Source organism: Candidatus Trichorickettsia mobilis (assembly GCF_963422225.1).
GTDB lineage: Bacteria > Pseudomonadota > Alphaproteobacteria > Rickettsiales > Rickettsiaceae > Trichorickettsia > Trichorickettsia mobilis_B.
In genome coordinates this window covers 1,046,584-1,071,325 of the sequence record NZ_OY728607.1, presented here as the reverse complement: position 1 = coordinate 1,071,325, position 24,742 = coordinate 1,046,584, and the positions used below count along the sequence as shown (strand labels likewise).

The following is a 24,742-nucleotide window of genomic DNA, read 5'->3' as shown; positions in this document are numbered from 1 at the left end:
GAATTGCTTAGTCAAATTAGGAGCATACCTACCATTGAGTTACAAATATTTATTAGTTAAATACTGCATAAATATCCCAGGTTGAATAGTATCGTATCCGGTAGCATCTTGTAAAAGAGCCTTTGAAGTTTTCAAAGAACCATATTGTCTTAAATTTTGCGTTAAAAATAAATTCAAAGAGCTAAAATCACCCTTTTGTAAAGCACTAGGAATATCAGGATATACTTCTTTTGCTTTTGCCATTAGTTGCGCAGCGATAATAGCTCCATTAGTATATGATGGAAAATAGCCAAAAGCTCCCCATGGCCAATGTATGTCCTGCAAGCACCCTTCTTGATATGAATTTGGAATAATACCAAGATATTCCTGCATTTTCTGATTCCATAACATTGGTAAATCATTCACTGTTAAATCACCTTCAATAAAAGCTTCTTCCAATTCAAATCTCATGATTACATGCAGTGGATAGGTAACTTCATCAGCATCTACTCTAATAAAATCCGGCTTCACCAAGGTGAGCAGCTGATAAATATTTGCTCCTGAATATTCTGCACCACGTAATCCCAATTCATCACGCAAGGTTTTTGCTAAAAACTCGGTAAATTCTTTGGATTTTGCCACCTGCATTTCCATAATCAGTGATTGGCTCTCATGAAACGCCATCCCCTTTGCTTCACCAATTGGTTGATTACGATACTCAAATGGTAAATTCAACTCATATAATCCATGACCAGTTTCATGAATTACTCCTAACAACCCAGATAAAAAATTATTTTCCTCATATCTAGTAGTTAATCTGACATCATCAGCAGTACCACCACAAAAAGGGTGAGTAGATTCATCAAGCCGGCCACGCTCAAAATCAAAACCCATAGCTTCCATGATTTTCTTGCCCAGCATTTTTTGTTCAAGCACACTCATAGACTCAGTAATCGGCAATGATTTTTCTTGTTGTTGTTTCGCTAAAATTTTTTCTAATAACTGAGGCAATTGTTGTTTTAATACAGTGTATACCGATTTTATCCCTGCACTACTACTATCCGGATCATAGCTATCAATCAGTACATCAAATTTTGACATATTAAAATATTCCGCTTTGATTCCCGCTATTTCTTTAGTTAAATCTACTACCTGCTGCAAATACGGCCTTAATAAATTAAAATCATTGTTTTGCCGCGCTTCCCGCCAAACAAATTCACAATTAGTTATAGCTAAACCCCTATAAAACGGTTATAACATGTACTTTTCAAACAGAGTGTCTACGTCACAGCGATATTTCCTTCTTCTAGATTTAGCTTGAGCCCATTTTGGTTCAATAGGATTCAAATCAGGAGAATAAGGCGGTAAGTACTCCAATATATGACCAGCTTTTTCTATCATAGTTTTTAAATACGGACTTTTATGGAAACTTGCATTGTCTGTCACAACCACGGAATTATTAGGTAATTTCGGTATTAAATCTTGTTCTACCCAGCTGTTAAAAATAACTGTATTAACATTGCCGTCAAAAATTGACACGGTTAGCAGCGATTTACCTACTAATGCCCCTATAACATTAGTTCTTTTTGACGGATGCCAATCATGAACACCATAACACCTCTTGCCTTTTGCCGAATATCCGTGAGTTCTAGGCGCGCTATGGACAAACCCGCTCTCATCGGTAAAGACAATAACTTTTTCCTCTGCCTCGTACTTTTTTATCTTATTCTGAAATTCTAACCTCTCTTCTTCTTTTGCCTTCGGATGTTTTAAAGCTTTTTTTATACGTAATGTTCAACTTCTTTAATGCTTTTTGTATTCCAGATTTACTCACTCCTAACCGCTCAGCTCTTTCATATTGATACGCGTCACTATATTGCACCACGTCTTCTCTCAATTTATCAATCGGTATTTTTTTCGAAGCTCTATTCCTATTCTTTAGAGGAGATATTTTTTTAGTCCATACAAATACCGTGTTTTTTCCTACTCCAAAACGTTTTGATATTGATTCAAAACTCATCTTCTCTTTTTCTTTGATAGCCAGTACTTTCTTTCTAAAATCTATCGAATATGTCATAACAATTATTTTAATTATACCCTTTGATTATAACCGTTTTATAGAGGTTTAGCTATACCGTATGACAATGGCGCGCTTGTAATTCCGCACTGACACAACTGGCATGTAAGAAACGGCGCTTCATCTCTCTAAAATTTGCCTGTTGCCACATATCAAGAGCCGTAGTCTCTTGCTCCGCTGCCGCAATTAAATTAGCTGTAGTTTCACAAGTTAATAGCTTATGGACTACAGCAGAAAGAGTGGTGATCTCCTGTTGTCTACTGACCGCAGATTTTTTTGGTAAATTAACTGAATAATCCCAATGAATAATGCCAAGCAAATTGTTCAAACGCCCAATTTGCTCAAATTTGGCGGTTAACTGCTGGTAATTAGAAATCAAGTTTGATGAACTCATAATTTTGCCACTGTGTAATCTGTGTATGGATTAATTGATTGGTGACGAAGAAATAATATTCCAACTTCAAAAAATGGTGCTAGTGTAATTTGGAGCTCATTAACCAATAGCTTATCCTCTATATCCACCTGTAATTCCTGTTTGATTGCATCAAAAATTTCTCGTAAAGTTTTCGTACCACCAACCAGATGTTTAAATATATATTTTGTACATTGTGAAGTATTAATGTTGATGTCAGCATTAACACGCACTGCTGGGAAGTTCAAATTAAAGTTGATATTTGAACCAGCTACTATGTTATTATTTTCAAAATGATCATACATTTGCTGCGGTATGTGCCCAGTGTTATAGTAAAAATAAGGGATATTGTCTAAATCCACAACCGAAGCAATGCTATCTTTCTGCTTCGATACAAAAAAATCATGTTTGATAATCTTACCGGAAATAAGCTCACAAATAGTACGCTGCTTAATAATATCCATACCCTTAATTTTAGTCAATAATTCAAGATCTTTAATATAACTTTGTGGTTTTAGCAATAATCTACTTTCAGGCACAGCAAATTCCACCAAATGTAAACTAGCATGTTCAACAAATTGATATAATTCAGGGATTGTATAAGCACGATCCTGTTTATGTAGAAACATGTCATATAAGCCAATGTCACCAAAGTTCACATGATCACTTATTAATTCTTGCGCTCTTGCAAACCAGTTAGTAGTCGGTAATGCGGAGAGTATGGATTTAGCATTCTTGATTTCTACATCAATATTAGTTACCCCTTCATTTACTATTTTCATCATATCCTGAATATGATAAAGCCCAGTACGACCATATTTGGCATAGACCATCAAATGCATACCGCCACGCATCGACAAGGAATCACTTAATATCTGCAATCCTTCATCAGGAGATCCTAGATGATGCAGCACTCCAGAACAATTAATAAAATCAAATTTACCTAAATTAAGTTTTGGAATATTTAGAATGCTGTCCTGAATCCAGGTGATATTTTTTAAGCCACGTATTTCTGCACGCTTTTGCGCTATTTCCATGCTGACAAAACTAAAATCCAAATAGACGATTTCAGCATTAGTGTTTTTTAACTGTTCACCAAGAAAGGTTGAAGAATCACCAGTGCCACCACCAGCTACCAAAACACGGAATCCTGATTTAAAATTTTCCTTTCCTCGATATAACCAATGATTTAATTCTGCCAGACTCTCACCTACTATAGAAAGCAGTCTGGTATTTTCCTCTTCAGGATCGCGCATTGGATATGGCAGTTGCTGATACTGCGCCTGCACCGCAGTTAAATCATTTTTATTTGTCAGAGCTTTAGATTTTGATTTTGAAGACATACCATTTGTTTATTAAAATTATTTATGTATGCAATTTATGAAATAACGATTATGTTACATAGCAGCAAATAAAATGGCAAGTCAAGTCTTTATCTACTGAAACCAAAGTTTTCAATATTTGCCATCCTGAATTCCAGAATAGCAAAAGTCACTAAGCTAGTGACTTACCTGCCATTGAGTTAACTGTTGGTAATTAGAAATTAAGTTTGATGAATTCATAATTTTGCCAGTGCATAATCTGTGTATGGATTGATTGATTTGTGACGAAGAAATAATATCCCGGCTTCAAAAAATGGAGCCAGGGCTGTTTTAGCTTCATTGATTAATAATTCATCTGAAAGATCACGATTTAACTCTTGCCTAATGGTATCAAAAATTTCCTGCAAACTTTTCGCGCCATCAATCATATTTTTGAATATATACTTTGTATAATCTGATATACAAAGCAATATGTTAACATTACATCTTTGAGCAATATTAAAACCAAAATTTACGTCCATACCAGCTATCAGCTTATTATTTTCTATATAATCATAAGCATGCTTCGGAATATAAGAAGTATTATAGTAAAAATAAGGAATATTATCCAAATCAACGACAGAGGCCATTGTTTCCTGTTTTATAGACACAAAAAATTCATGCTTGGTTATCTTGCCTGTAATTAGTTCATAAATTGCTTGTTGATTAATAACATCCTTATTTTTGATCTTAATCAATAGTTCAGGGTTCCGAATATAATTTTTTGATTCCAATAACAATAAACTTTCTAACATGCTAAATTCTACAAAATGTAGACCAGCATTACTAACCAACTCATACATTTCAGGAATTGAATAAGCATGATCCTGCTTATGCAAAAGTAGATCATACAATCCCCCATCTTCTGCATGATCATGATATAATCCTTCGCCTTTTTTAAACCAGTTAGTATTAGGCAAAGAACTAAGAAGAGATCTGCAATTTATTATTTCTTGCACTTTGCTATGAACATTCGAATTTATCAAACGCATTAAATTCTGCATCTGATATACCCCTTCACGTCCATATTTAGCATAAACCATCAAATGCATGCCCCCACACATTGACAAGGAATCACTTAATATCTTCAATCCTTCCAGGACTTACGCAAATCGCACGACAGGGCTCTTTAATTCCTGGATTAAATAGTTCCTTAATAACCCGCTCTTTAGCTGATATACGGTGCTAGAAGCAGCATTTGCAGCTTTTTTCAAACAATTCCAGACCATGATAGCGCAAGCTATATGATTTCTCTGTATTCTTCCTATTCTACATTGGCACTTTTCAATACCGGTGACTTGCTTGACTTCACGATGAAATTCCTCAATCTTCCACCTGAAGCCATACTCTTGTTGTACAGCATCAAGCGAATTTTGAGCCATGTCGTTTGTGACGACATAGTCAGTTCTGTTGGTAGAAACAGTTACTCTGAATAATTTCACTTTATGATCTTTAGGAAATTTATGAATCTTGATAATCTTACCGTTGCTAATATCATCAGTACTCCAATCCAAAGAATCAACTCTACAGTAAGCCTTATTACCGTTGCTATCGTCTACTAAACGATTACTTTTGATAGGACAATAGTAATATTTACCGATAGTTTCTATTTGAAGTAGAATCGAGGTTGTCGCATACCAACTATCCATAAGTACTGTGTTAAATGCAACCTTTTTGCTATAATGAGCATTACGCAGCATTTCTTTAACGTGATCTATTTTAGTTAAACCGTCTTTATCGGGATTGAATATCCTATAATCTATTATCCAAAACTTATTCTCTTCAGGATTAACATAAACACAGGTCACAATACCTATGCCTTTTATTACTTCCTTGGCATTGCCGCTATATTGATACCTGACTTCATCTATATTATTCGAGTAACTTTTATCTAATACGCTATCGTCAAATAGCAACTTGCCGTTAGCGCTGAAGATAATCTCTTCTTTACCGTGTTCCCATATTAATCTTGGTGATAATTTAGCATTCGCTAGATATCTTCTGACCCTGTCGTCGCTTAAACCTTCTACATGATCAGCAAAATTTGTAATAGTATAATTTGTCTGGCTCGATAATAAATACTGACAATAATCTATTCTTGTAGTCATCTTATACTCACAATCTAAATTACATTATACTCCCATAATATCTCGATTCTTATCTAATTTCATTAGTCTTGCGGAAGTCCTGCCTTCATCAGGAGATGCTAGATGATGAAGCACTCCGGAACAATTAATAAAATCAAATTTACCTAAATTAAGTTTTGGAATATTTAGTATACTGTCATGAATCCAGGTGATATTTTTCAGGCCACGCACTGCTGCGCGCTTTTGCGCTATTTCCATACTGGCAAAGCTAAAATCCAGATAGGTAATTTCAGCACCAGCGTCTTTTAACTGTTCGCCAAGAAAGATTAAAGAATCACCAGTACCACCACCAGCTACCAAAACACGAAATCCTGATTTAAAATCTTCTCTTCCTCGATACAAATAATGGTTTAATACCGCTAAACAATCACCTATTGTTGAAATCAACCTCTTATTTTCATCTTCAGGATACCTTAGCGGATATGGATATTCCTGATATTGTTCTTGTACCGCCAATAAATCTTTCATTTAGATTACCTATAAAATCAAAAACTATACTGAATCACTAAGATGGTAAATGTAAACAAAACGTTAAGATGATTTTTAGGATATTTTTTTATATTTCAAGGCAAATTTGATGATACTAGTGGCTCTATTAGAATAAAATTTAGCGTAGAAAGATAAGAAAATAGGCAAAAATTCAATCAACGTTTTGTTTACATCTACCATCTAAATACACTCTTTATATGCTGCTATCGATTTATCACGAAGAAATAAAATTCCGATCTTAAAAAACTGAGTAAATATAATTTTACATTCATTAATTAATACCGCATCTAATATATTCCATTTAAACTCTTTTCTTATAGCATCAAAAATTTCTTGCAAGCTTTTCGAACCTTCTATCATATTTTTAAATATATATTTTGTGTATTTAGACACATGAATATTAATGTCTACATCTTGTACATATCGACAATTTAATTTAAACTTGAGCTCTTGACCTATAGATACTTGACCGTTATCAATAAAATTATAAATCTGCGTTGCTAAATCGGTTTCGGGATAAAAATATGGTACGTTAGTCAAACACGCTAAATCCGCAACAGTATCCTTGACTTTAGATACATAGAAATCATGTTTTACCACCGTTCCTACAATTAATTCACTAATTGCTTGTTGAACGCGAATATCTAGTTGCTTGATCTGACGCAGCAAATCAGTATCTTTTATATATTTTTCTATTTCTAATTCCAATCGCTGTTTTGGTGATGTAAAATGCACAAAATGCAAATCAGCCTTACTAACAAACTCATACATTTCTGGGATCGAGTAAGCTCGATCCTGCTTATGCAGAAACAAATCGTATAACCCAATATCACCAAATAATATATGATCAGCTATAAAATCTTGTGACTTTGTATACCAATTAGTAGCTGGTAAAATCTCAACTATAGCTTTACAGTTTTCTATTTCTTCTGCCATACTATTAACATCAGAGTTAATTACTTTCATCAGATGTTGTATTTGATAAACACCAGCACGTCCATATTTAGCGTAAATCATCAAATTCATACCACCACAGATCGACAAGGAATCACTTAATATCTGCAATCCTTCATCAGGAGATGCGAGATGATGAAGCACTCCGGAACAATTAATAAAATCAAATTTACCTAAATTAAGTTTTGGAATATTTAGTATACTGTCATGAATCCAGGTGATATTTTTCAAGCCACGCACTTCTGCTCGCTTTTGCGCTATTTCCATGCTGGCAAAACTAAAATCCAAATAGACGATTTCAGCATTAGTGTTTTTTAACTGTTCACCAAGAAAGGTTGAGGCATCACCAGTGCCACCACCGGCTACCAAAACACGGAATCCTGATTTAAAATTTTCTTTTCCTCGATATAACCAATGATTTAATTCTGGCAACTGCCCACCAACCACCTGTAAAAGGCGCTGCGTTTCTTCCTCTGGATCTCTAAGCGGATAAGGATAGTCCTGATATTGCTCTTGTACGGCTAATAAATCTTTCATTGACGACACTCATGAATAACAAACTTGGAATTCTATGAAACACACAAAATAAAGCAATATCTAATTGGCTAATCGCTTTTGACAATGGCATAATCTTTAAATGCTGCTATCAATTTATCACGAAGAAATACGGAAGAGCCTCCTATTTTCTTTTGGCTATTATCATCCTAACCAACAAAACCATGCTCGCTCCTATTAATGCACAAAGTGGAATAACGCTCAATGCATAAGAGTATGATTCTATACTATAAATACGAAGATCATCTTGCATCTTACCAGTCCAAAATAAATCCATGATAAAGCCGATTGAGGTATGAAAAAATACTCCGCCTAGCATATTAATACAATTTAAGAACGCTACAGTTACACCCAAGAGCTTTGCTTCAACCAATTCACAACCGATAGCAAAAATTAATACCTGGTAACAACACATTATTCCTATAATGACAAACAAGCATCTTAATAATAAGAGACTAATCTCACTATTACTTAACCATAATAATTGAGCAAATATGACAGCCATAATCATACCACATAAACTAATTACTAAATAATTGCCTAATTTTTTAGCGCATAACGCCAGTACTGGGCCACCAACAAGCATTCCTAAAAAGATAAACGATATTAATTCTGCTGCCTCACCTTTAGCGATATGATATGTGGTCATCAAATATGGCACTCCCCAAACATCGGCAAAACCCTCTAATGACCCTACCATTAATAAATTGGCAATAGCTAAAATCCACATTACCGGAGAATTAATTAGTTTTTTGAAATCACGAATTTGTAATAGTGTCGTTGGCTCCGTTAAATTGGTAGCTATAGTTGGTGCTCGTAAAAATAAATATGTTAATATACCAATGATCACCGCTACTGAAGACAAGATAATACTTACTTTATACCAACCTAGAGACGTAACCATTATGCTCACCGGCTTACCACCATATATTGCCCCCATTAAACCAATAGTAAAACTAAAGCCAATCATTCGTGCATATTGTTCTGAGCCAAACCATTGTGATACTACTTTTGAAGTTCCTAAAAATCCAACAGCAGAACCAGCTCCGATACAACAACGACTAATAAGAGCAATATACCAGTTTTCTGTATAACTCAGTGTAGCAGCAGCAATACCGCAGACTAATGCGCTTAAAAACACTACATATCTTGGTGAATAACGATCCAAAGCCATCGCTACTGGAATTTGCATAGCAGCATAGCCGTAATAATAACAAGAAGCGAGCAGACCAAATTCTGTAGCATCAATCATAAATTGCTGCATAATCTGCTGCATCATTAACCCTGGCCATAGGCGCAATATAAATTGATAGGTAAAAAACTTAGTGGAAATAACCACATTACAAAAGGCAAGACACCTTGTTGTTTATTGTAAAACATAAAATTATCCTTAAATTTCTTAAGAGTTGTAATATATAGATGGGGGTAAATAAATAGAAAAAAAGATGATGGCGGCTAGCCGCCAATAATAATAGAAGGATTAAGAAATGTTAAATACAAAAAACTTTGCATTAGGAGTAAGTATCATTATTGTTTGAGATCATACTAACTATAGTAGCGTTGGTCATCTAGCTACATAAGTCAGCTTCTATACTAATATATATAAAAAATTGATATATTACAATATCTTTTTTTACTATTACCATTTCTTCACAAAGCCAAATTTGTTTAAAACCAGGTCATCAGATATTGAGACTAAACATCTAAAAAAATATATAAACCTAAAAATATAAATGCTATTGCAGTTTTTCTTCTTTTTTCTCAGGCAAGAAGCCACCAACTTGGGCATCCCAGAGGGTCTTGTAGAGACCGGCACTTGCCAGCAATTCCTGATGAGTACCCATCTCAATAATCTTACCTTGTTCAAAGACCAAGATTCGATCCATATGCAATAGAGTTGATAAACGGTGAGCGATGACAATGGTAGTAGCATTGCTGGTTTCAAGCATTTCATTTAGTGATTCCTGAATTAATTTTTCTGTAGGCGTATCGAGTGCAGAAGTAGCTTCATCTAAAATCAGAATTGGAGCATTTTTGAGAATTGCTCTAGCTATCGCAATACGTTGCCGCTGGCCGCCACTGACCTTGACGCCGCGTTCACCGACGATTGAATGATAGTCATGCGCCATATGCATAATATCTTGGTGCACTCTGGCTTTTTTACAGGCACTGACAATTTCATCAAAGCTGGCATCATATTTTGCAAGTTGTAGATTTTCTAAAATAGAGCGGTGAAACATGGTAATATCTTGTGGGATAACCGATATATTTGCTCGTAAAGATTCCTGAGTTACAGAGATTATATTTTGCTCATCAATCATAATCTCACCACTACTTACATCAAAATATCTCAACAAACATTTGATTAAAGTAGTTTTGCCAGCACCAGAAGTTCCAACAATGCCAATTCTTTGACCAGCTTCTACATGTAAATTAAAATTATGTAATACGTCAGTTTTACTGCCACTATAAGCAAAACTAACATTGTTAAATTTAATATCACCACATACATTAGTTAGGAGTTTGGCGTTTGGGGAATCTGGAGTATCATATTTAGTATTAATAAAGTCGAAGGATGCTTTGATTGAAGCAATTCCTGGATTAATGTTGAATAATAAATTTTCTAAAAATTCATCAAGTGTGTGATGTACTTTAAGCATGATCATTGCCGCAAAAGCAAAGACACCGGCAGTAATCTGGTCAGTTTTATAGAGATAGCTGAGTAAATAAATTTGCGTTGCACTTTGGATGAGCACCATAATAGTATCAGCATTATCAACAAAGTAAGCATCAAACTTACGAGTCTTTTTCTCCCAATCACTCCAATTTAGCAATGCAGGAGTCAGTTTGAGTTTAAACTCACTCTTGATGTTGCCAATAATTTTTATACCAAAGATGTTAGTGATTGAATCATTGATGATTCCCAAGGTTTCCTGTCTAGCAGAGACATATTGTTCTTGTAAGCACATTTGCTTTTTTAATAGTAGCGTTATTACCGGTGTATAAATCATCACAAAGACGAGAATTGTTATAGCTGGTAACGCACTGACCTTAAACAAAAATAATATGCCCATAATAATAACACCCATACTGTGTAATGCATTAAAGCAGTGAGTGATTAAAGTAAGTATATTACTTTGAAAATCCGAAATTTTATTTGAGATTTCACCAGATAGATGAGAATCAAACCAATGCAATGAATGCCCAAAAGTATTGGTGTACATATCAGTTACAGTCTCAGAAAGAAGTATGGGCTTAAATTTCATATCTAGCAACCGCCTAATGAAAAATAGACCATGATGCATAAATTTATAAAAAACAAATAGCAACAACAACGCTTCAACATTGGCATTTTGATTCAAGGCAATAGTATCAATAATTTCTTTTATTTGATAATCGACTACAACATTGAACATAGAACCAATGATCGCAATCATAAATAATGAGCAAAAATATATTTTATAGCGAAAAAAGATCGATTTAAGATAAGTCGAAAGAGATCTATTCATAATCATCAATAGCTTTATTTAATGGATGACATTCATTTAAGATTTTTTTGAGATAATTAGTTTGCAAATGTGTATAAATTTGCGTGGTACTAATATCGGCGTGACCAAGTAATTCTTGGATCACCCTAAGATCAGCGCCACCTTCCAGCAAATGACTAGCAAAACTATGACGCAGTACATGTGGTGATATATTATTTGGATCAAGGCCTGCCTTAATAGCGAGTTGTTTCAATAAAATAGCAAAATTTTGTCTAGTCATATATCCAGACTCAGCTATTGAAGGAAATAAATATAGTATGTTCTTGGGTTTATGTGAACCAACAAACAAGTTACGTACTAGTAAATATTCCATAATGCTGGAGATTGCTTGATCATTAATTACTACATGTCTTTCTTTATTGCCCTTGCCTTCAATAGTAAATATTTTTTTGATTTCAGATTTATTGGTACTTCTTAATAGGTTTGAAAGCTTTAAACTTACTAGTTCTGATACACGTAATCCACTGGCATATAGTAGATGAATCATTGCCTTTAACCGTAATCCTTCAGGAGTTTTATCTAGGTCACAGCAATTTAACAACTCTTTGATTTCAGCTACCTGCAATATCAAAGGTAGCTTAGAGGAATATTTTGGTAAGTCTACTATCAGCACCGGATTGTGAGTAGTATAGTTCTCACTAACCAAGAAGGCATAATAAGTTTTTATAGTGGATAATTTACGATTGATCGACCGGGCTTGAAGATTTTTTGCCGCTAAAAATCTAATAAAGCCATTAATATGCTCTATATTGACATTTAATGCCGATAATTTTTTATCAATTAGAAAAATACTAAAATCTAATAAATCACGTTTGTACCCAAGCACAGAATTTTTAGCAATCCCTCGCTCAGCCATCATCATTTCTAAAAACTGCTCAGTAAATTCCATAATGATTGTAAGAAGATTGGAGGCCAGGGCCGGAATCGAACCGGCGCATTGAGGATTTGCAGTCCACGGCATTACCACTTTGCTACCTAGCCATAGGTATATTCCTTGAGAGTGTTCAATAAATTGTGTTAGACCGTCATTGCGAGGCGTAAGCCGAAGCAATCCAGAAAGACTTGCAACTCTTTATAAACTGGATTGCCACGGTCACTAACGTGACCTCGCAATGACATATTTTAACTTAATTGACACAGTTTATTGAACGCTCTCTATTCCCTTTTGTATATACACTATTTATTACCTAATATTATACTAAAACGCAAGGATTTGTTAGGATAAAAAATGATAACTCCATAAAACATGAATATACTCGGTCAAAATCAAGTTCCGCTCGGAATTCCGAAGTCGAGCACCGCAGCGTACTACTTTAGTACGTGAGGAGCGCAGATCTTCAGGAATGATGAAGCCAATTCTTGATTTTCACCGAGTATATAATATGTTAGTATTTGTGCTCAATAGCATAAGGCGCAGAAAAAATACCTCTATGATGTCCTTTAACCGGAAGAGAGCCAAGTATTGGTATATGTTTTATAATAGTACTAATACCAAATAAGGATGGTATTACTTGACCTCTGAGCTTGATTTTATGATTATTTATATCAATATTACCGGCCATCGTAAAATCAAAATATGGTCCATCAGCTACAGCATCACTGATATTAATAATATTATTTTGATAATTAAAATTACCAGTCATATCGGCAAAAACAATATCTTTGTTATTAGTGATAGAGTTAATAAATCCAGGCAAGGACACAAATGAAACTACCTTGGTTAAAAATGGCACATTAGTTACTACAAATCTTCTGAAAGTAAAACTACCATCCAGAATAGGTATAATTTCACCAACTTTCACCTGTTGTCGGCTAGTAGTTAAGATTAATAACATAGTGCCAGCTTTCATATCATTAAATATTCCCATACTTTTAAAGGCTGCACCGGCATTGTTGGAAGTAATAACCCATTCCTCCTTGTTATCAAAAGTTTTAAGCAACATTTTCAAGAATTTGCTACCAATTTTTGAATCTAGATGGCCTTTAAAACATCTTACTTGATCACACTTAACTTTCAAAATTACATCATCAAGCCATACATTGTGTTTAAGCTTGATTCGATCTATTTCTACTTTAAGATTAGTATTGGTGTTTTCTTTATTCTTTTCTAGAAACTGGAGCATATTTGCTTGAGATAAATCAAGTCGGCTACCTTGGATTTTTGCTGTAAAATCACCTGGTTCAATATTAACTTCTCCTTTGATATTAGTATCATGGTGGGTAATTATTGGTAATAGTAATTGATATTTTTTGCCACTGATATTAATTGATCCAGTAAGATTCAAGTTGTTGTCACCAATTACCTTGAATTCAATAATACGCTTAGGTTTAAGTAGATTAGTCGTTAGTTTTAAATTAGCTTTTTCTCCGACAAGTTTATGTATTGATATTTTATCCAAATAAAATTCTAGATTCTTGAGATCAGAAGTAAGGCTAACATTAGCATGATCATGGTTGCTCTTATATTCAAGATTGATGATGGCATTGCCTGATAAGAGATTAACGAATCCTATCTTATGATTTGAGCCGCTGATGACAGTCTTTACTTGTAATAGATTTGAGAATTCCTGTTGATTAATCAGATTATGCTGATAATTAAAGCTACTATCAAAATTATTGATTTTACCTTTACCATTTAAAATTACCGTACTTCCATCAAATTTTCCTTTAATATGGCTATTGCTGATTTTAAGATTATTGTCAAAAATTTCTAAATTAGCGCCTGAGATCTCAGTGGCAATATTGTAAGAATTCTTAATTAGTGGATTAAGTGGAATTATCATCTCAATCACTGAATTCGCAACACCACTTAATTTTCTTAAATCAATAGCGGAGGTTTTTAATTCATTTATGGCTTCACTGGAAACGAAATCTATTAGATCTACAGCCGGACCTTTGCTAACAGCATTTACTAACACTTTAGCAGAATCTGGATGCTGCCAATCGAGATTAATATGACCATTGATTAAGCTCTTGCTTGAATAAGCCTGTTTAAGTAGTATCTGCAAGTCATAGCCGGAAAGTAAAATTTCAAGATCTACGTCTTTAAGCGCAGGAAATACATTGTCATACTTAAATTCAACATTTTGTACGTTAAATTTGCCGGATAAATTATCTGGAGTTATAATATGTTTAGTAAAAAACTGATCATCAAGGTTTAAATTAAATTTACCATTAGTAAGATCGCCAGCTTTATTATATTCGTCGATGAATGATATGACTTCATTGTCAGGAAGAATTCTTCCAATGATTTTATATAGTATTAATGGTATATTTTCGACAGTTCCATTAACTACAATATTGTTAGAGCCGATAATACTATTAATTGATAAATAAGATTGGTGACCTAATTGCAAATTGCAATCTGTAGCACTTAATTTGTTTTGCACATTATAACTATATTGACATACAACAGAGCTAGCGGTTGATAAATCTTGATGGGTATTTAAGAGAGTGGAAAGATCTAGCTGATCAAATATAATCTGTGCATCAGCAACTAATTGTAGTAATTTAAAATCGTAGTTGATGTAGACATTGCTTTGAACAATTTGCTGCTTATCGTTGGCGCTTAAGAGCAACTTATTGAAATTAATATTGAGATTTAAGGTTATGTTCTTGGTGTTAAATAACTTTGTAGTTATTTGAACATCAAAAACTTCTAGCACAGTATTGCCATAGAATGTTCCAGATAATTTATTAATATTAATGACACCTGCTGTTGTTTTTAGTTCTGCAATGGTGATCTGGCGATGCTGATTACTTAGATAAGATTCAAGAGCTATTTGAATATAGCGATCAAAATAGCCATAATATGCACCGAATATTATTGATGCTGTTATGCATAATAACATTGTCAGCGTAAGCAAGATTCTATAAAACAGATTCATTCTAGGAATTTTAAGTTAAGTTCTTCTGGTCAATTACAAAATTTAGGTTCTGTGAACATTTTAAAGCGAAATGTTCACAGAACCTAGAATATATACGGATTTAAAAAAGTAAGCTAATGGATATTGCATTTATCGGCGTAGGATATGTTGGTTTAGTATCTGGGGTAATGATGAGTTATTTAGGTCATAATGTTACTTGTATCGATACTGATATTTTGAAGATTGAACAGCTCCAAGCAGGCGTATTGCCAATTTATGAGCCAGGTTTAGAGGAATATTTCAAGGCGGAATTGTGTTCCGGTAAATTAAATTTCTCCACTCAATATTTAGAGCTAAAAAAAGCAGAGGTTATTTTTATCACAGTAGGTACTCCGTCGCTAGCATCTGGTGCTGCCGACATAAGTGGTGTCTTGGATGCAATTCACCATATTCAAAATAACATTAATCAAGATAGTGTGATTGTCATTAAATCTACTGTACCTCCTGAAACCTGTCGTAATATTAGCAATGCACTGCGAATAAAAGGCAAACAATACCACATTGTTTCCAACCCCGAGTTTTTACGAGAAGGTTGTGCTGTACAAGATTTTTTAACACCGGATAGAGTAGTTATTGGCACTAGTGATGATCATGCCAAACAAATTTTAGCAGCGCTTTATCAGCCTTTGCTTGCACGTGACATTTCTTTTATATGGACTGACTTAACAACCGCCGAGTTAATTAAGTATGCTGCCAATTCTTTCCTAGCTACTAAAATAGCTTTTATTAATGAGATGGCCAATATATGTGAAAAAATAGATGCGAATATTACAGAATTGAGTCTAGGTATGGGATCTGATCATAGAATTGGCTCAGAATTTTTGCAAGCTGGTCCTGGTTTCGGTGGGTCGTGTTTTCCTAAAGATATTTTAGCATTATCTCAGGTGGCAAAAAATTGCGATCTTGATTGCTTAGTATTGAATGCAACAATTAAAGCTAATAACCTTCGATCTCACGATATGGTCAAAAAAATTTGCAGTATAACCAGAACAAAGCTCCAAGGGCAAGTTTTTGCAATATTTGGCCTTACCTTTAAAGCAGGTACAGATGATACAAGAGATAGTCCAGCTATTAAAATTATTCAGTTATTGCAAGCTGAAGGCGCTATTATTAGAGTCTATGATCCGCAAATCTCATTGCCATTGGTTGGAATAGAATGTGTGAATTCTGCTGTTGAAGCTTGTGTGAATGCTGATGCAATTATTATTACTACTGAATGGCCAGAATTTCAGGAATTAGATTTTGATATTATTTATCAACAATTAAAAACACCGATTATTATTGATTTAAGGAATATCCTAGATGTTACTAGCCTTCAACAAAAAGGCTTTAAATATTATGCGGTAGGTAGACATCATGGCGACTAAGTCGTTCGTCCATTTCAGGGTACAAAGCTCCTATTCAATGCTGGAAAGTGCTCTGACCATAGACAACATAGTCGGTTTGGCTAAAACTGCTTCTATGCCGGCACTTTGTTTGGCCGATCGTGGTAATTTGTTTGGTTCACTGGAATTTGCCATCAGTGCAAGTAACTATGGTCTGCAGCCAATACATGGTGCCATCCTGAATTTGGCTATTGCAGAAAAGCAGTTTGCAGAAATTTTATTAATTGCTAAAGATGATATTGGTTATCATAATTTATTAAAATTAGTCAGTTATAGTTTTATTAAGAATGAACGTAAAATTTGTAATCATATTACGCTTAATGATTTAGTTGAATATAGCGATGGTATTATCGCCTTGTCTTGTTATACCGAAGGTGTTATTGGCAAAAGTTTACTTAGCAATGACTTAAATCAAGCGATTAGTTGGGCCAGCCAATTACAAAATATTTTTGGTGATCGCTTTTATTTTGAGGTTATGCGTCATCATCTTGAGAAAGAGCGCCTAATTGAGGCTAATTATATTAATATCGCCGCAGATCTCGGCATACCCTTGCTCGCTACCAACAATGTATTATTCAGCAATATTGAAATGCATGACGCACATGACGTGCTGCTTTGTATCGCTGGCGGCGTCACTAAAGATCATGATCATCGCAAGAGAGTTAGTAATCAGTGCTATTTCAAATCAAAAGCTGAAATGATTGCATTATTTGCAGACTTACCATCAGCAATAGAAAATACAGTTTGTTTAGCTAAGCGTTGTTATTTCATGGCTGAAACTCGCTCTCCAATGTTGCCAAGCTTCAGTACCAATAAGGAGATTGCGGAAGTTGATATATTACGTCAAGAAGCTATAGCTGGTTTAAATTCAAGATTAGCAATAAAATCACGATATGAAAATCCTGCAGATGAGATATCGCAGGTATATTTTGAGCGATTAGAATATGAGCTAGATATTATTTGTCGAATGAACTTTGCCGGCTATTTTTTGATCGTAGCTGATTTCATTAAATGGAGTAAGGAGCAAGGAATTGCAGTAGGACCAGGTAGGGGATCTGGAGTAGGATCAATAGTGGCCTGGAGTTTATTAATCACGGATCTTGATCCAATAAAATTTGGTTTGCTGTTTGAGCGTTTTTTAAATCCTGAACGAATTTCAATGCCTGATTTTGATATTGATTTTTGTCAGGAACGGCGCGAAGAAGTTATAAATTATGTACGTACTAAATATGGAGATAATCGAGTAGGACAGATTATTACCTTTGGTAAAATGCAAGCTAAAGCAGTAATTAAAGATGTTGCTAGGGTATTGGGGTTAGCATATAGATATGCTGATTATTTAACTGAGTTGGTGCCATTTAATGCAGTAAATCCAGTAACATTGGAAGCAGCGATTGCATCAGTTGCAGAATTAAAGGCTGCGGCAAGTGGTAATGGCTTGTATAATTTACCGGGAGAAGAAGAAGCAATCAAACAAGTATTGTCTACTGCGCTGGTTCTAGAAGGTTTACATCGCCATACCTCAGTGCATGCAGCCGGAGTAGTTATTGCTGGGATTGATCTAATAGAATTAGTGCCGCTATATCAAGATCTTAATTCTAATATGCTAATAGTGCAATATTCAATGAAATATGCAGATTTAGCTGGATTAATGAAGTTTGATTTTTTAGGACTGCAAACTCTTACTGTAATTGCTAAATGTCTAGAATTATTAAGAACTCGTGGTACCCAGATAGATTTAGATCATATTCCATTCGATGATCACAAAACCTATCAAATGTTGTCTACAGGGGCTGGCACTGGTGTGTTCCAGTTTGAAAGTATCGGGATGAAAGATACTTTAAAGCGTTTACAGCCTGATTGTATAGGAGATTTAATCGCTCTTGGCTCATTATATCGCCCAGGGCCAATGGAAAATATTCCAACCTACATAGCTTGTAAACATGGTAAACAACAGCCTGATTATTTACACCCATTGTTAAAACCTATTCTGGAATATACTTATGGCGTAATTATTTATCAAGAACAGGTGTTAGAAATTGCTAAAACTCTTGCTGGATATAGCCTTGGAGCCGCAGACTTGTTACGTAAGGCTATGGGTAAGAAAGTCAAAAAAGAAATGCAGGCTCAGGAAGAAATTTTTATCAACGGGGCGCGAACAAAAGGTATAACAATTGAACATGCAAAATCAATTTTTGCTACAGTAGCCAAATTTGCCGGTTATGGTTTTAACAAAGCTCATGCTTCTGCTTATGCGGTAATTTCTTATCAAACAGCCTATTTAAAGGCTAATTTCACCTTAGAATTTTTGGTAACCTGTTTAAATCTTGAGCTTGATAATTTTGATAAAATTAATTTATTTATTCAAGAGGCCAAAAACAACCAAATCAAGGTTATTCCCCCAGATATTAATATTGCCCGTGGTTATTTTTCTATCTCAGCAGAAAAAGCAATAATATACGCACTGGGCGCAATTAAGAATGTACCACCAGCTTTTGGCGAGATGTTGAGTAATGAAAGAGCAAAAAACGGTGCTTTTAAAAATATTATTGATTTTGTAGAACGAATAGAACCTAAATCACTCAACCGTCGTTTGCTGGAAAACCTTATTAAAGCTGGTTGTTTTGACTTAATGCATTTAAATCGTAATCAATTACTATCTAGTATTTCAAAATTGATGGGATATGCAGTGTCTTACCACCAGGAAAAGGTAGCTAATCAATTTAGTTTGCTGAGAGCTGATCATAGCAATAGCTATATTCTCCAGGAAACAGCAATGTTAACTGCCAGCGCTTTATCATTTCAAGAATTTGAAGTATTGGGGTTATTTACCAGGCACCATCCATTATCAGAATATTATGATATATTGCAGCAGAATGGCATCTATAATTCAGATACTCTGCATTCTTTAGCTCAAGGAGTTAGTCAAATTCAAATTGCTGGCGTGCTACAAAAGAAAGATTCCAGAATGTCTGCACGCGGTAGGTTTATTAGCTTACAATTATCAGATCAGTTTAGCATTTTTGACGTAACTATCTACAATGAAGAAGTTATAAAGAATAATATTCAGCTATTAGAACTACAAACACTGGTAGTGGTCAGCTGCGATGCTTTTAAAGACGATGGTGGCATTAAATTAACAGCAAAACATTTTGTAGCCTTAAATGATCTTGTGAGTAATACCAAACTTAATCTAAAGCTTTATTCTAGAAATTATTCAGAATTAAGTAAAATTGTAGATATACTAAGAATTGTTGATAATGCTGAACAAACTAATGCAGAAATTTGTTTGCTTTTACAAGTTAACGAGTGTTTTATGGCCAAAGTTGAGTTGCCAGGAAATTTTTATTTAAATAATGATAATTTACTGGCTTTGAAGCAATTTGAGTCTAATAAACCAAATCATCCCGAAGTTTAACTGTCACCATAAGGAGTCATCAAACTTTCAGAGTTCAGCGTTGCTGGAGATTTGCACAGTTTTTAAAATTAAACGTTACTATGACGTTCTCATGTCGTCATTGCGAGCCCATACAAAGCCACAACGAAGCAATCTAGGAATCAGCCCAAAGGGCTGATAAAGACTAAATTGCCACCGAGCCAAAGGTTTCGCTCAAAGCTTGACGTTTATTACTTAATGTCAACGAACTTAACCTTTTACAATTTAAACCCTATACCTGCAGAAATAACCAAAGGATCAATTTTAGCCGTAGATGATATGGTGGTAACATTCCTTACCAACGCTCCTTTATAGGTTACTTTTGCTTTCAAAAAATACTTCCTGATATCAACATTAATGAACGTATCATCTTTTGCCACAAAATCTACACCAATTTGTAGCACTGCACCGTGGCCATTTTTTATTTTAAATTCTTTAGCTTTAGTGAACAAATATGCACCATGATAACCAACACCAGCATATGGCCTAATAGCACCATATGGTGCAAAATGATATTGAGCAGTGCCAGTTAAAGGAATCATATATATTTTCTTTTTTTTGCCGGCAGTATTCTGACCACCATAATTATACCCCACATTGTTTAAGGTAGAATATTTTGTATTTAAAACTCCAAAACCCAAAGATAATTCTGCGGCCATATTATCACCAAAGAATATGGTTGTTGCTGTATCTCCACCATAACCATTTGCTATAAAAGGGTTTGTTGAAGCTGGTGCGGCAACAGAAGATTTCGGCAACCCTTTTTGTTTAGCATTGGAAGCTATACCATAACCTCTGACCTTAAACAAAAGCTTTCCTTCATCATTATAGTAATCTGCATCATAATTATCATCTATGTTTTTTTCGGTATTTTTTTCAGCAGCTACAACAGCGCTTATCATTATGGCTAGCATTAGACAGATAGAAAAAAAATATTTTGTGATATGTTTCATAACCTAGTATCCTTAACCCTTTTATTTAGTACTTAAATATGCTTCTGCATTATATACGAACTTATGTCTAATCAGTATTGTAATACTAGTCAATAATTGCTTGAAGGTTAATCTCAGTGTGATAATTGCCACAATCACTTAATTTACAAAAAACTTTTTTGCTATTTTTGAGAAATAAATGTATTTTCTGTCGAACTATAGTTTACGTGAGGCAATATGAATGACAAATTACGTATTTATTTTATCGGTATTGGATGGTTTATTTTAAGTTTAGTTAGTAGTACCTTAAATGACGTAATTTCAAAATATGCCGGTTTGCGTTTGCCAAGTTTTGAAGTGGCATTCTTTCGATTTTTCTTCAGTACAATCACCCTCATACCTTTTATCTGGTATTATGGTAAAGATACCTTGAAGACCAGCAATCCTTTTATCCACATAATACGCGGAGTTTTGCTATTCTTTGGTATGACATCATGGACTTATGGATTAACTATAGCACCGATTACAACTGGTACCGTCATAAGCTTTGCTATACCTCTGTTTACCTTGGTATTGGCTGTTTTTTTCCTTAGTGAAAATATAATTTGGCAAAGATGGGTTGTTACTATCATCGGATTTTTAGGAATAGTGGTTACCCTGAAGCCACATGCATCAGACTTTGATCCCAAAATATTGATATTTGTAGCAGCGGCTGTTGCTTTTGCAATGTTAGATATTATTAACAAAAGGTTTGTAATTAAAGAGTCAATGATCAGTATGTTATTTTATTCAGCGTTAATTACTGCTATACTCTCAGCACCTCCAGCAGCTTTATATTGGCAAACCCCAACTATTCTGGAAGTATCTTTACTTTTTATATTAGGCATGAGCGCAAATTTAATTTTATTCTTTCTGTTAAAAGCATTTAAGCTGATAGATGCGACGGCCGTCGCACCTTATCGGTATTTTGAGTTAATATTTTCTGCGCTTGCAGCATTTTTTATTTTCAAAGAATTACCAGAACAAAGCACTATTTATGGCGCTTTGATTGTCATTCCATCAACATTATTTATAGTTTATTCCGAGAAAAAAATAATAACCCAGAAAAGTACCACAGAAGTAGATGACAAAAGTAATGAATACACGTAGATTAATATTATCAAGCGGGATTGCTAATACGTTTGAGTGGTATGATTATGCCTTGTTTGGGCATTTTGCTCCAATTATAGGACAAAAATTTTTTCCTGATGCCGACCCCAGCGCTTCTTTATTACATGCGTTCCTAGCTTTTGCCATTGGCTACCTGATGCGACCAATAGGTGGCATCTTCTTTGGAATATTAGGCGATCGCTTTGGTCGTAGAGCTGCTCTTAGTGCCGCAGTGGTGTGTATGTCTATTCCTACAGTCATTATGGGACTCCTCCCAACTTATGATAGTATAGGTGTTACTGCTACTACCCTAATGATCTGCGTCCGTATGTTACAAGGATTATCAATGGGTGGAGCATTAACTGGTTCAATTTCTTTTGTTATTGAACATACGACAAAAAAGCACCGTGGTTTTACTGGTAGCATTGCAATGTCTGGTATCTGTGTCGGCATCTTGTTAGGTTCTACTGCATCTTATATCGTAAAATCAACATTATCTGTTGAGCAATTTGAAGAGTGGGGTTGGCGCTTACCTTTTTTAGTAGGTGTTTTAATTATGTTTGCTGGTTTTTACATAAAAAATTATACCGAAGAAACTCCTCTTTTTGAACAAATCAAAGATAGTGGTAATATCATACGCTCTCCTCTTAAACAAGTGTTCAAAAAACACTGGACTGATATGCTAGTCTCAATTTTAATTAATTCTACAGGATCAGTGATATTTTATTTGCAGGCAATTTATTTAATGTCTTATTTACAAATAAATAGACATTTTTCAGAGAGTGATGTCACTAGTTTAGTAAATGTCTGTTACATTATTATGGCTTTTGTAACTTTACTCACTGGCTATTTATCAGATTTAATTGGCCGCAAGAAGATTTTTGCCATTGTCTTAATTATTATTATTATAGCTACTCCGACTTTAATCAATATTTGTGAAACCGGTGATTTCGCCGCTGTAATCGTGGCTCAGATTATTTTATCAATTTTAGCAGCAGCTTATATCGGACCAGAACCAGCTCTGCAAGCAGAGTTTTATCCGACTAATGTCAGAAACACTGCTTTATCTGTCTCGTATAATACCGCTGTCAGCCTATTTGGCGGAACAACCCCGTACGCACTTGGACTTCTGGTGTATCATACCGGTAAATTTACTTCTTGCATCTATTATATAGTTGGTTGTGCAGTGATGAGCCTGATAGCTTTATATTTTTATAAAGACCGTTCTATGGAGTCCATTATTGATGAATCTACCAAAAAACCTGGTGCTGGTAAGGTGTTTGCAGATGGAAAAGGGCAAATAGCTTCAGAGTATAGCAGGTGAACTTATATTATGGGTGTTTGATTTTATTTAAAAACGCATTCAAATAAACGCTATTAAATATTATAGCTATGCTCTCAAATACACGATGTCATACCGAACGCAATGGGTCATCCTGAACTTGTTTCGGGATCTCAGCAGGACTTCATAAAATCCCAAAACAAGTTCGGGATGACCACTATTAGTAATTTAAAAAATTTATTAAATAGACCTCTTTCGAAACTCATTTACCAAGCTCCCAATTATATAAACCAGCAATTAAATTGAACCTAAGACCAAATCTTTTGCGTCTATTTCGATGCAATTATTTTAAAACGCTTTAACATAATTTATCACCGATAACATTTTCATTTAATACTCTGTCACTTGCTAAACTTCTATTATTTTTCTTATCTTCTTTAGTTAAAGCATTCTTTTTACTCTTTTTCTTTGGTAGCTCAGAATTTGTATGAATCTTCTGTAAGCCTTGATAACCAGTATCAGTAATCACTTTAACCTCAGGCAGTATATGGGTTCTTGATTCTTTAAATAATTTAAAATCATGACGCTTACCATTGGAAAAAGAAGTGCATATGACTCGTTTGCTTTTCTTATCTACTACTATTTGAGTCTTTAACGTATGTCTTTTCTTTTTACCTGAGTAATAGTATTTCTGTTTTTTTGGGGTCGCTCTATAGGGCTTTCTGTAGCATCTATTAAAACTAATTCATACTCCATACCGCTTTTAACTAGAGCCTTCTTACCTGGAAGAGCAAAATCCGGATGTTTTATTAGAGTGTCTTCAACAAAACGAATTGTTTTAAATGCACTGCTTTCGCTAACTCCATAATTCTTAGCTATATGAAAATAGGTACGGTATTCCCTTAAATATTCAAGTGTCATTAATAGGCTGTCTTCCATACTAAGACTAGCTCTTCTGCCACCTTGGTACCTCCTATTTATTTGTTTCTCTGTCTTTAAAATCCCTACCATCTTTTCAAATGTACTATTTCTTACCCCTGTTAATCTTCTAAAATGCTCTTCCGATAAAATGCTTAAATTTTTATATCTCATATAGTTCTAAATTAAGTA

18 protein-coding genes, 1 tRNA gene and 1 pseudogene are annotated in these 24,742 nt (G+C 34.5%); 4 read left to right on the top strand and 16 right to left on the bottom strand.

Going from position 1 to position 24,742, the window contains the following annotated elements:
* Positions 1-39 precede the first annotated feature (39 nt).
* The 14 genes from R2I74_RS05010 to R2I74_RS04945 all read right to left on the bottom strand — a co-directional run bounded on the left by R2I74_RS05010 (position 40) and on the right by R2I74_RS04945 (position 15,409).
* Complete coding sequence (locus R2I74_RS05010; RefSeq protein WP_316355308.1) at positions 40-1,209, bottom strand: carboxypeptidase M32; 1,170 nt, start codon at positions 1,207-1,209, stop codon at positions 40-42.
* Positions 1,210-1,230: 21 nt separating this feature from the next.
* Entirely contained in the window at positions 1,231-1,701 is a 471-nt protein-coding gene (locus R2I74_RS05005) for an IS630 family transposase (protein ID WP_316355238.1), read from the bottom strand.
* A gap of 1 nt (position 1,702) precedes the next feature.
* Positions 1,703-2,056 (bottom strand): IS630 transposase-related protein, encoded by a 354-nt coding sequence (locus R2I74_RS05000; RefSeq protein WP_316353116.1) that lies wholly within the window; start codon positions 2,054-2,056, stop codon positions 1,703-1,705.
* A gap of 52 nt (positions 2,057-2,108) precedes the next feature.
* Complete coding sequence (locus tag R2I74_RS04995; RefSeq protein WP_316354256.1) at positions 2,109-2,450, bottom strand: hypothetical protein; 342 nt, start codon at positions 2,448-2,450, stop codon at positions 2,109-2,111.
* A complete protein-coding gene (locus tag R2I74_RS04990) occupies positions 2,447-3,811 on the bottom strand; it encodes a class I SAM-dependent methyltransferase (RefSeq protein ID WP_316354255.1) in 1,365 nt (454 codons plus the stop codon). Before R2I74_RS04990 ends, R2I74_RS04995 begins: the two co-directional genes overlap by 4 nt.
* A 215-nt stretch (positions 3,812-4,026) precedes the next feature.
* Complete coding sequence (locus R2I74_RS04985; RefSeq protein WP_316354254.1) at positions 4,027-4,920, bottom strand: hypothetical protein; 894 nt, start codon at positions 4,918-4,920, stop codon at positions 4,027-4,029.
* Between the two features lie 12 nt (positions 4,921-4,932).
* Positions 4,933-5,937 carry an IS701 family transposase gene (locus tag R2I74_RS04980; protein ID WP_316353273.1) on the bottom strand — a complete coding sequence of 335 codons (1,005 nt, stop codon included), beginning with the start codon at positions 5,935-5,937 and terminating at the stop codon, positions 4,933-4,935.
* Between the two features lie 24 nt (positions 5,938-5,961).
* Positions 5,962-6,444, bottom strand: coding sequence for a class I SAM-dependent methyltransferase (locus tag R2I74_RS04975; protein ID WP_394355825.1), 483 nt, complete (start codon positions 6,442-6,444; stop codon positions 5,962-5,964).
* Positions 6,445-6,645: 201 nt separating this feature from the next.
* Positions 6,646-7,956, bottom strand: a complete 1,311-nt coding sequence (locus R2I74_RS04970; RefSeq protein WP_316354252.1) for a class I SAM-dependent methyltransferase — start codon at positions 7,954-7,956, stop codon at positions 6,646-6,648.
* A 142-nt stretch (positions 7,957-8,098) separates the two neighbouring features.
* Positions 8,099-9,313: an MFS transporter gene (locus R2I74_RS04965; protein WP_316354250.1), complete on the bottom strand. Its 1,215-nt coding sequence runs from the start codon at positions 9,311-9,313 to the stop codon at positions 8,099-8,101.
* Positions 9,314-9,710: 397 nt separating this feature from the next.
* A complete protein-coding gene (locus R2I74_RS04960) occupies positions 9,711-11,411 on the bottom strand; it encodes an ABC transporter ATP-binding protein (protein ID WP_316354248.1) in 1,701 nt (566 codons plus the stop codon).
* Between the two features lie 64 nt (positions 11,412-11,475).
* The gene (locus R2I74_RS04955) at positions 11,476-12,411 is read right to left on the bottom strand and encodes a site-specific tyrosine recombinase XerD (protein ID WP_316354247.1); all 936 of its coding nucleotides are present in this window, start codon (positions 12,409-12,411) and stop codon (positions 11,476-11,478) included.
* A gap of 17 nt (positions 12,412-12,428) precedes the next feature.
* Positions 12,429-12,503 (bottom strand) — tRNA-Cys (locus R2I74_RS04950).
* Between the two features lie 404 nt (positions 12,504-12,907).
* Positions 12,908-15,409, bottom strand: coding sequence for an AsmA-like C-terminal region-containing protein (locus R2I74_RS04945; RefSeq protein WP_316354245.1), 2,502 nt, complete (start codon positions 15,407-15,409; stop codon positions 12,908-12,910).
* A gap of 116 nt (positions 15,410-15,525) precedes the next feature.
* On the opposite strand from R2I74_RS04945, the gene R2I74_RS04940 reads away from it, so the two are divergent.
* Together R2I74_RS04940 and dnaE are read left to right on the top strand one after the other, a co-directional pair.
* Complete coding sequence (locus tag R2I74_RS04940; RefSeq protein ID WP_316354243.1) at positions 15,526-16,815, top strand: UDP-glucose dehydrogenase family protein; 1,290 nt, start codon at positions 15,526-15,528, stop codon at positions 16,813-16,815.
* On the top strand, positions 16,805-20,251 hold the full coding sequence (gene dnaE / locus R2I74_RS04935) for a DNA polymerase III subunit alpha (protein ID WP_316354241.1): 3,447 nt from the start codon (positions 16,805-16,807) through the stop codon (positions 20,249-20,251). The genes R2I74_RS04940 and dnaE overlap by 11 nt, the downstream gene beginning before the upstream one ends.
* Positions 20,252-20,487: 236 nt before the next feature.
* On the opposite strand, the gene R2I74_RS04930 is transcribed toward dnaE, so the two are convergent.
* Positions 20,488-21,222 carry an OmpW family outer membrane protein gene (locus R2I74_RS04930; protein WP_316354240.1) on the bottom strand — a complete coding sequence of 245 codons (735 nt, stop codon included), beginning with the start codon at positions 21,220-21,222 and terminating at the stop codon, positions 20,488-20,490.
* Between the two features lie 216 nt (positions 21,223-21,438).
* Between R2I74_RS04930 and R2I74_RS04925 the strand changes: the two genes are divergently transcribed.
* Both R2I74_RS04925 and R2I74_RS04920 read left to right on the top strand, forming a co-directional pair.
* The gene (locus tag R2I74_RS04925) at positions 21,439-22,350 is read left to right on the top strand and encodes a DMT family transporter (protein ID WP_316354239.1); all 912 of its coding nucleotides are present in this window, start codon (positions 21,439-21,441) and stop codon (positions 22,348-22,350) included.
* A complete protein-coding gene (locus R2I74_RS04920; protein ID WP_316355306.1) occupies positions 22,337-23,674 on the top strand; it encodes an MFS transporter in 1,338 nt (445 codons plus the stop codon). The genes R2I74_RS04925 and R2I74_RS04920 overlap by 14 nt, the downstream gene beginning before the upstream one ends.
* A 220-nt stretch (positions 23,675-23,894) precedes the next feature.
* On the opposite strand, the pseudogene R2I74_RS04915 reads toward R2I74_RS04920, so the two are convergent.
* Positions 23,895-24,724, bottom strand: a pseudogene (locus tag R2I74_RS04915) (IS5 family transposase).
* Positions 24,725-24,742 lie beyond the last annotated feature (18 nt).

Bases quoted from the DNA above. Each gene is read 5' to 3' on its own strand.
- R2I74_RS05000 (WP_316353116.1), bottom strand. From the start codon at position 2,056: ATGACATATTCGATAGATTTTAGAAAGAAAGTACTGGCTATCAAAGAA.
- R2I74_RS04995 (WP_316354256.1), bottom strand. From the start codon at position 2,450: ATGAGTTCATCAAACTTGATTTCTAATTACCAGCAGTTAACCGCCAAA.
- R2I74_RS04990 (WP_316354255.1), bottom strand. From the start codon at position 3,811: ATGTCTTCAAAATCAAAATCTAAAGCTCTGACAAATAAAAATGATTTA.
- R2I74_RS04980 (WP_316353273.1), bottom strand. From the start codon at position 5,937: ATGACTACAAGAATAGATTATTGTCAGTATTTATTATCGAGCCAGACA.
- R2I74_RS04975 (WP_394355825.1), bottom strand. From the start codon at position 6,444: ATGAAAGATTTATTGGCGGTACAAGAACAATATCAGGAATATCCATAT.
- R2I74_RS04970 (WP_316354252.1), bottom strand. From the start codon at position 7,956: ATGAAAGATTTATTAGCCGTACAAGAGCAATATCAGGACTATCCTTAT.
- R2I74_RS04960 (WP_316354248.1), bottom strand. From the start codon at position 11,411: ATGATTGCGATCATTGGTTCTATGTTCAATGTTGTAGTCGATTATCAA.
- R2I74_RS04955 (WP_316354247.1), bottom strand. From the start codon at position 12,411: ATGGAATTTACTGAGCAGTTTTTAGAAATGATGATGGCTGAGCGAGGG.
- R2I74_RS04945 (WP_316354245.1), bottom strand. From the start codon at position 15,409: ATGAATCTGTTTTATAGAATCTTGCTTACGCTGACAATGTTATTATGC.
- R2I74_RS04940 (WP_316354243.1), top strand. From the start codon at position 15,526: ATGGATATTGCATTTATCGGCGTAGGATATGTTGGTTTAGTATCTGGG.
- dnaE (WP_316354241.1), top strand. From the start codon at position 16,805: ATGGCGACTAAGTCGTTCGTCCATTTCAGGGTACAAAGCTCCTATTCA.
- R2I74_RS04930 (WP_316354240.1), bottom strand. From the start codon at position 21,222: ATGAAACATATCACAAAATATTTTTTTTCTATCTGTCTAATGCTAGCC.
- R2I74_RS04925 (WP_316354239.1), top strand. From the start codon at position 21,439: ATGAATGACAAATTACGTATTTATTTTATCGGTATTGGATGGTTTATT.
- R2I74_RS04920 (WP_316355306.1), top strand. From the start codon at position 22,337: ATGAATACACGTAGATTAATATTATCAAGCGGGATTGCTAATACGTTT.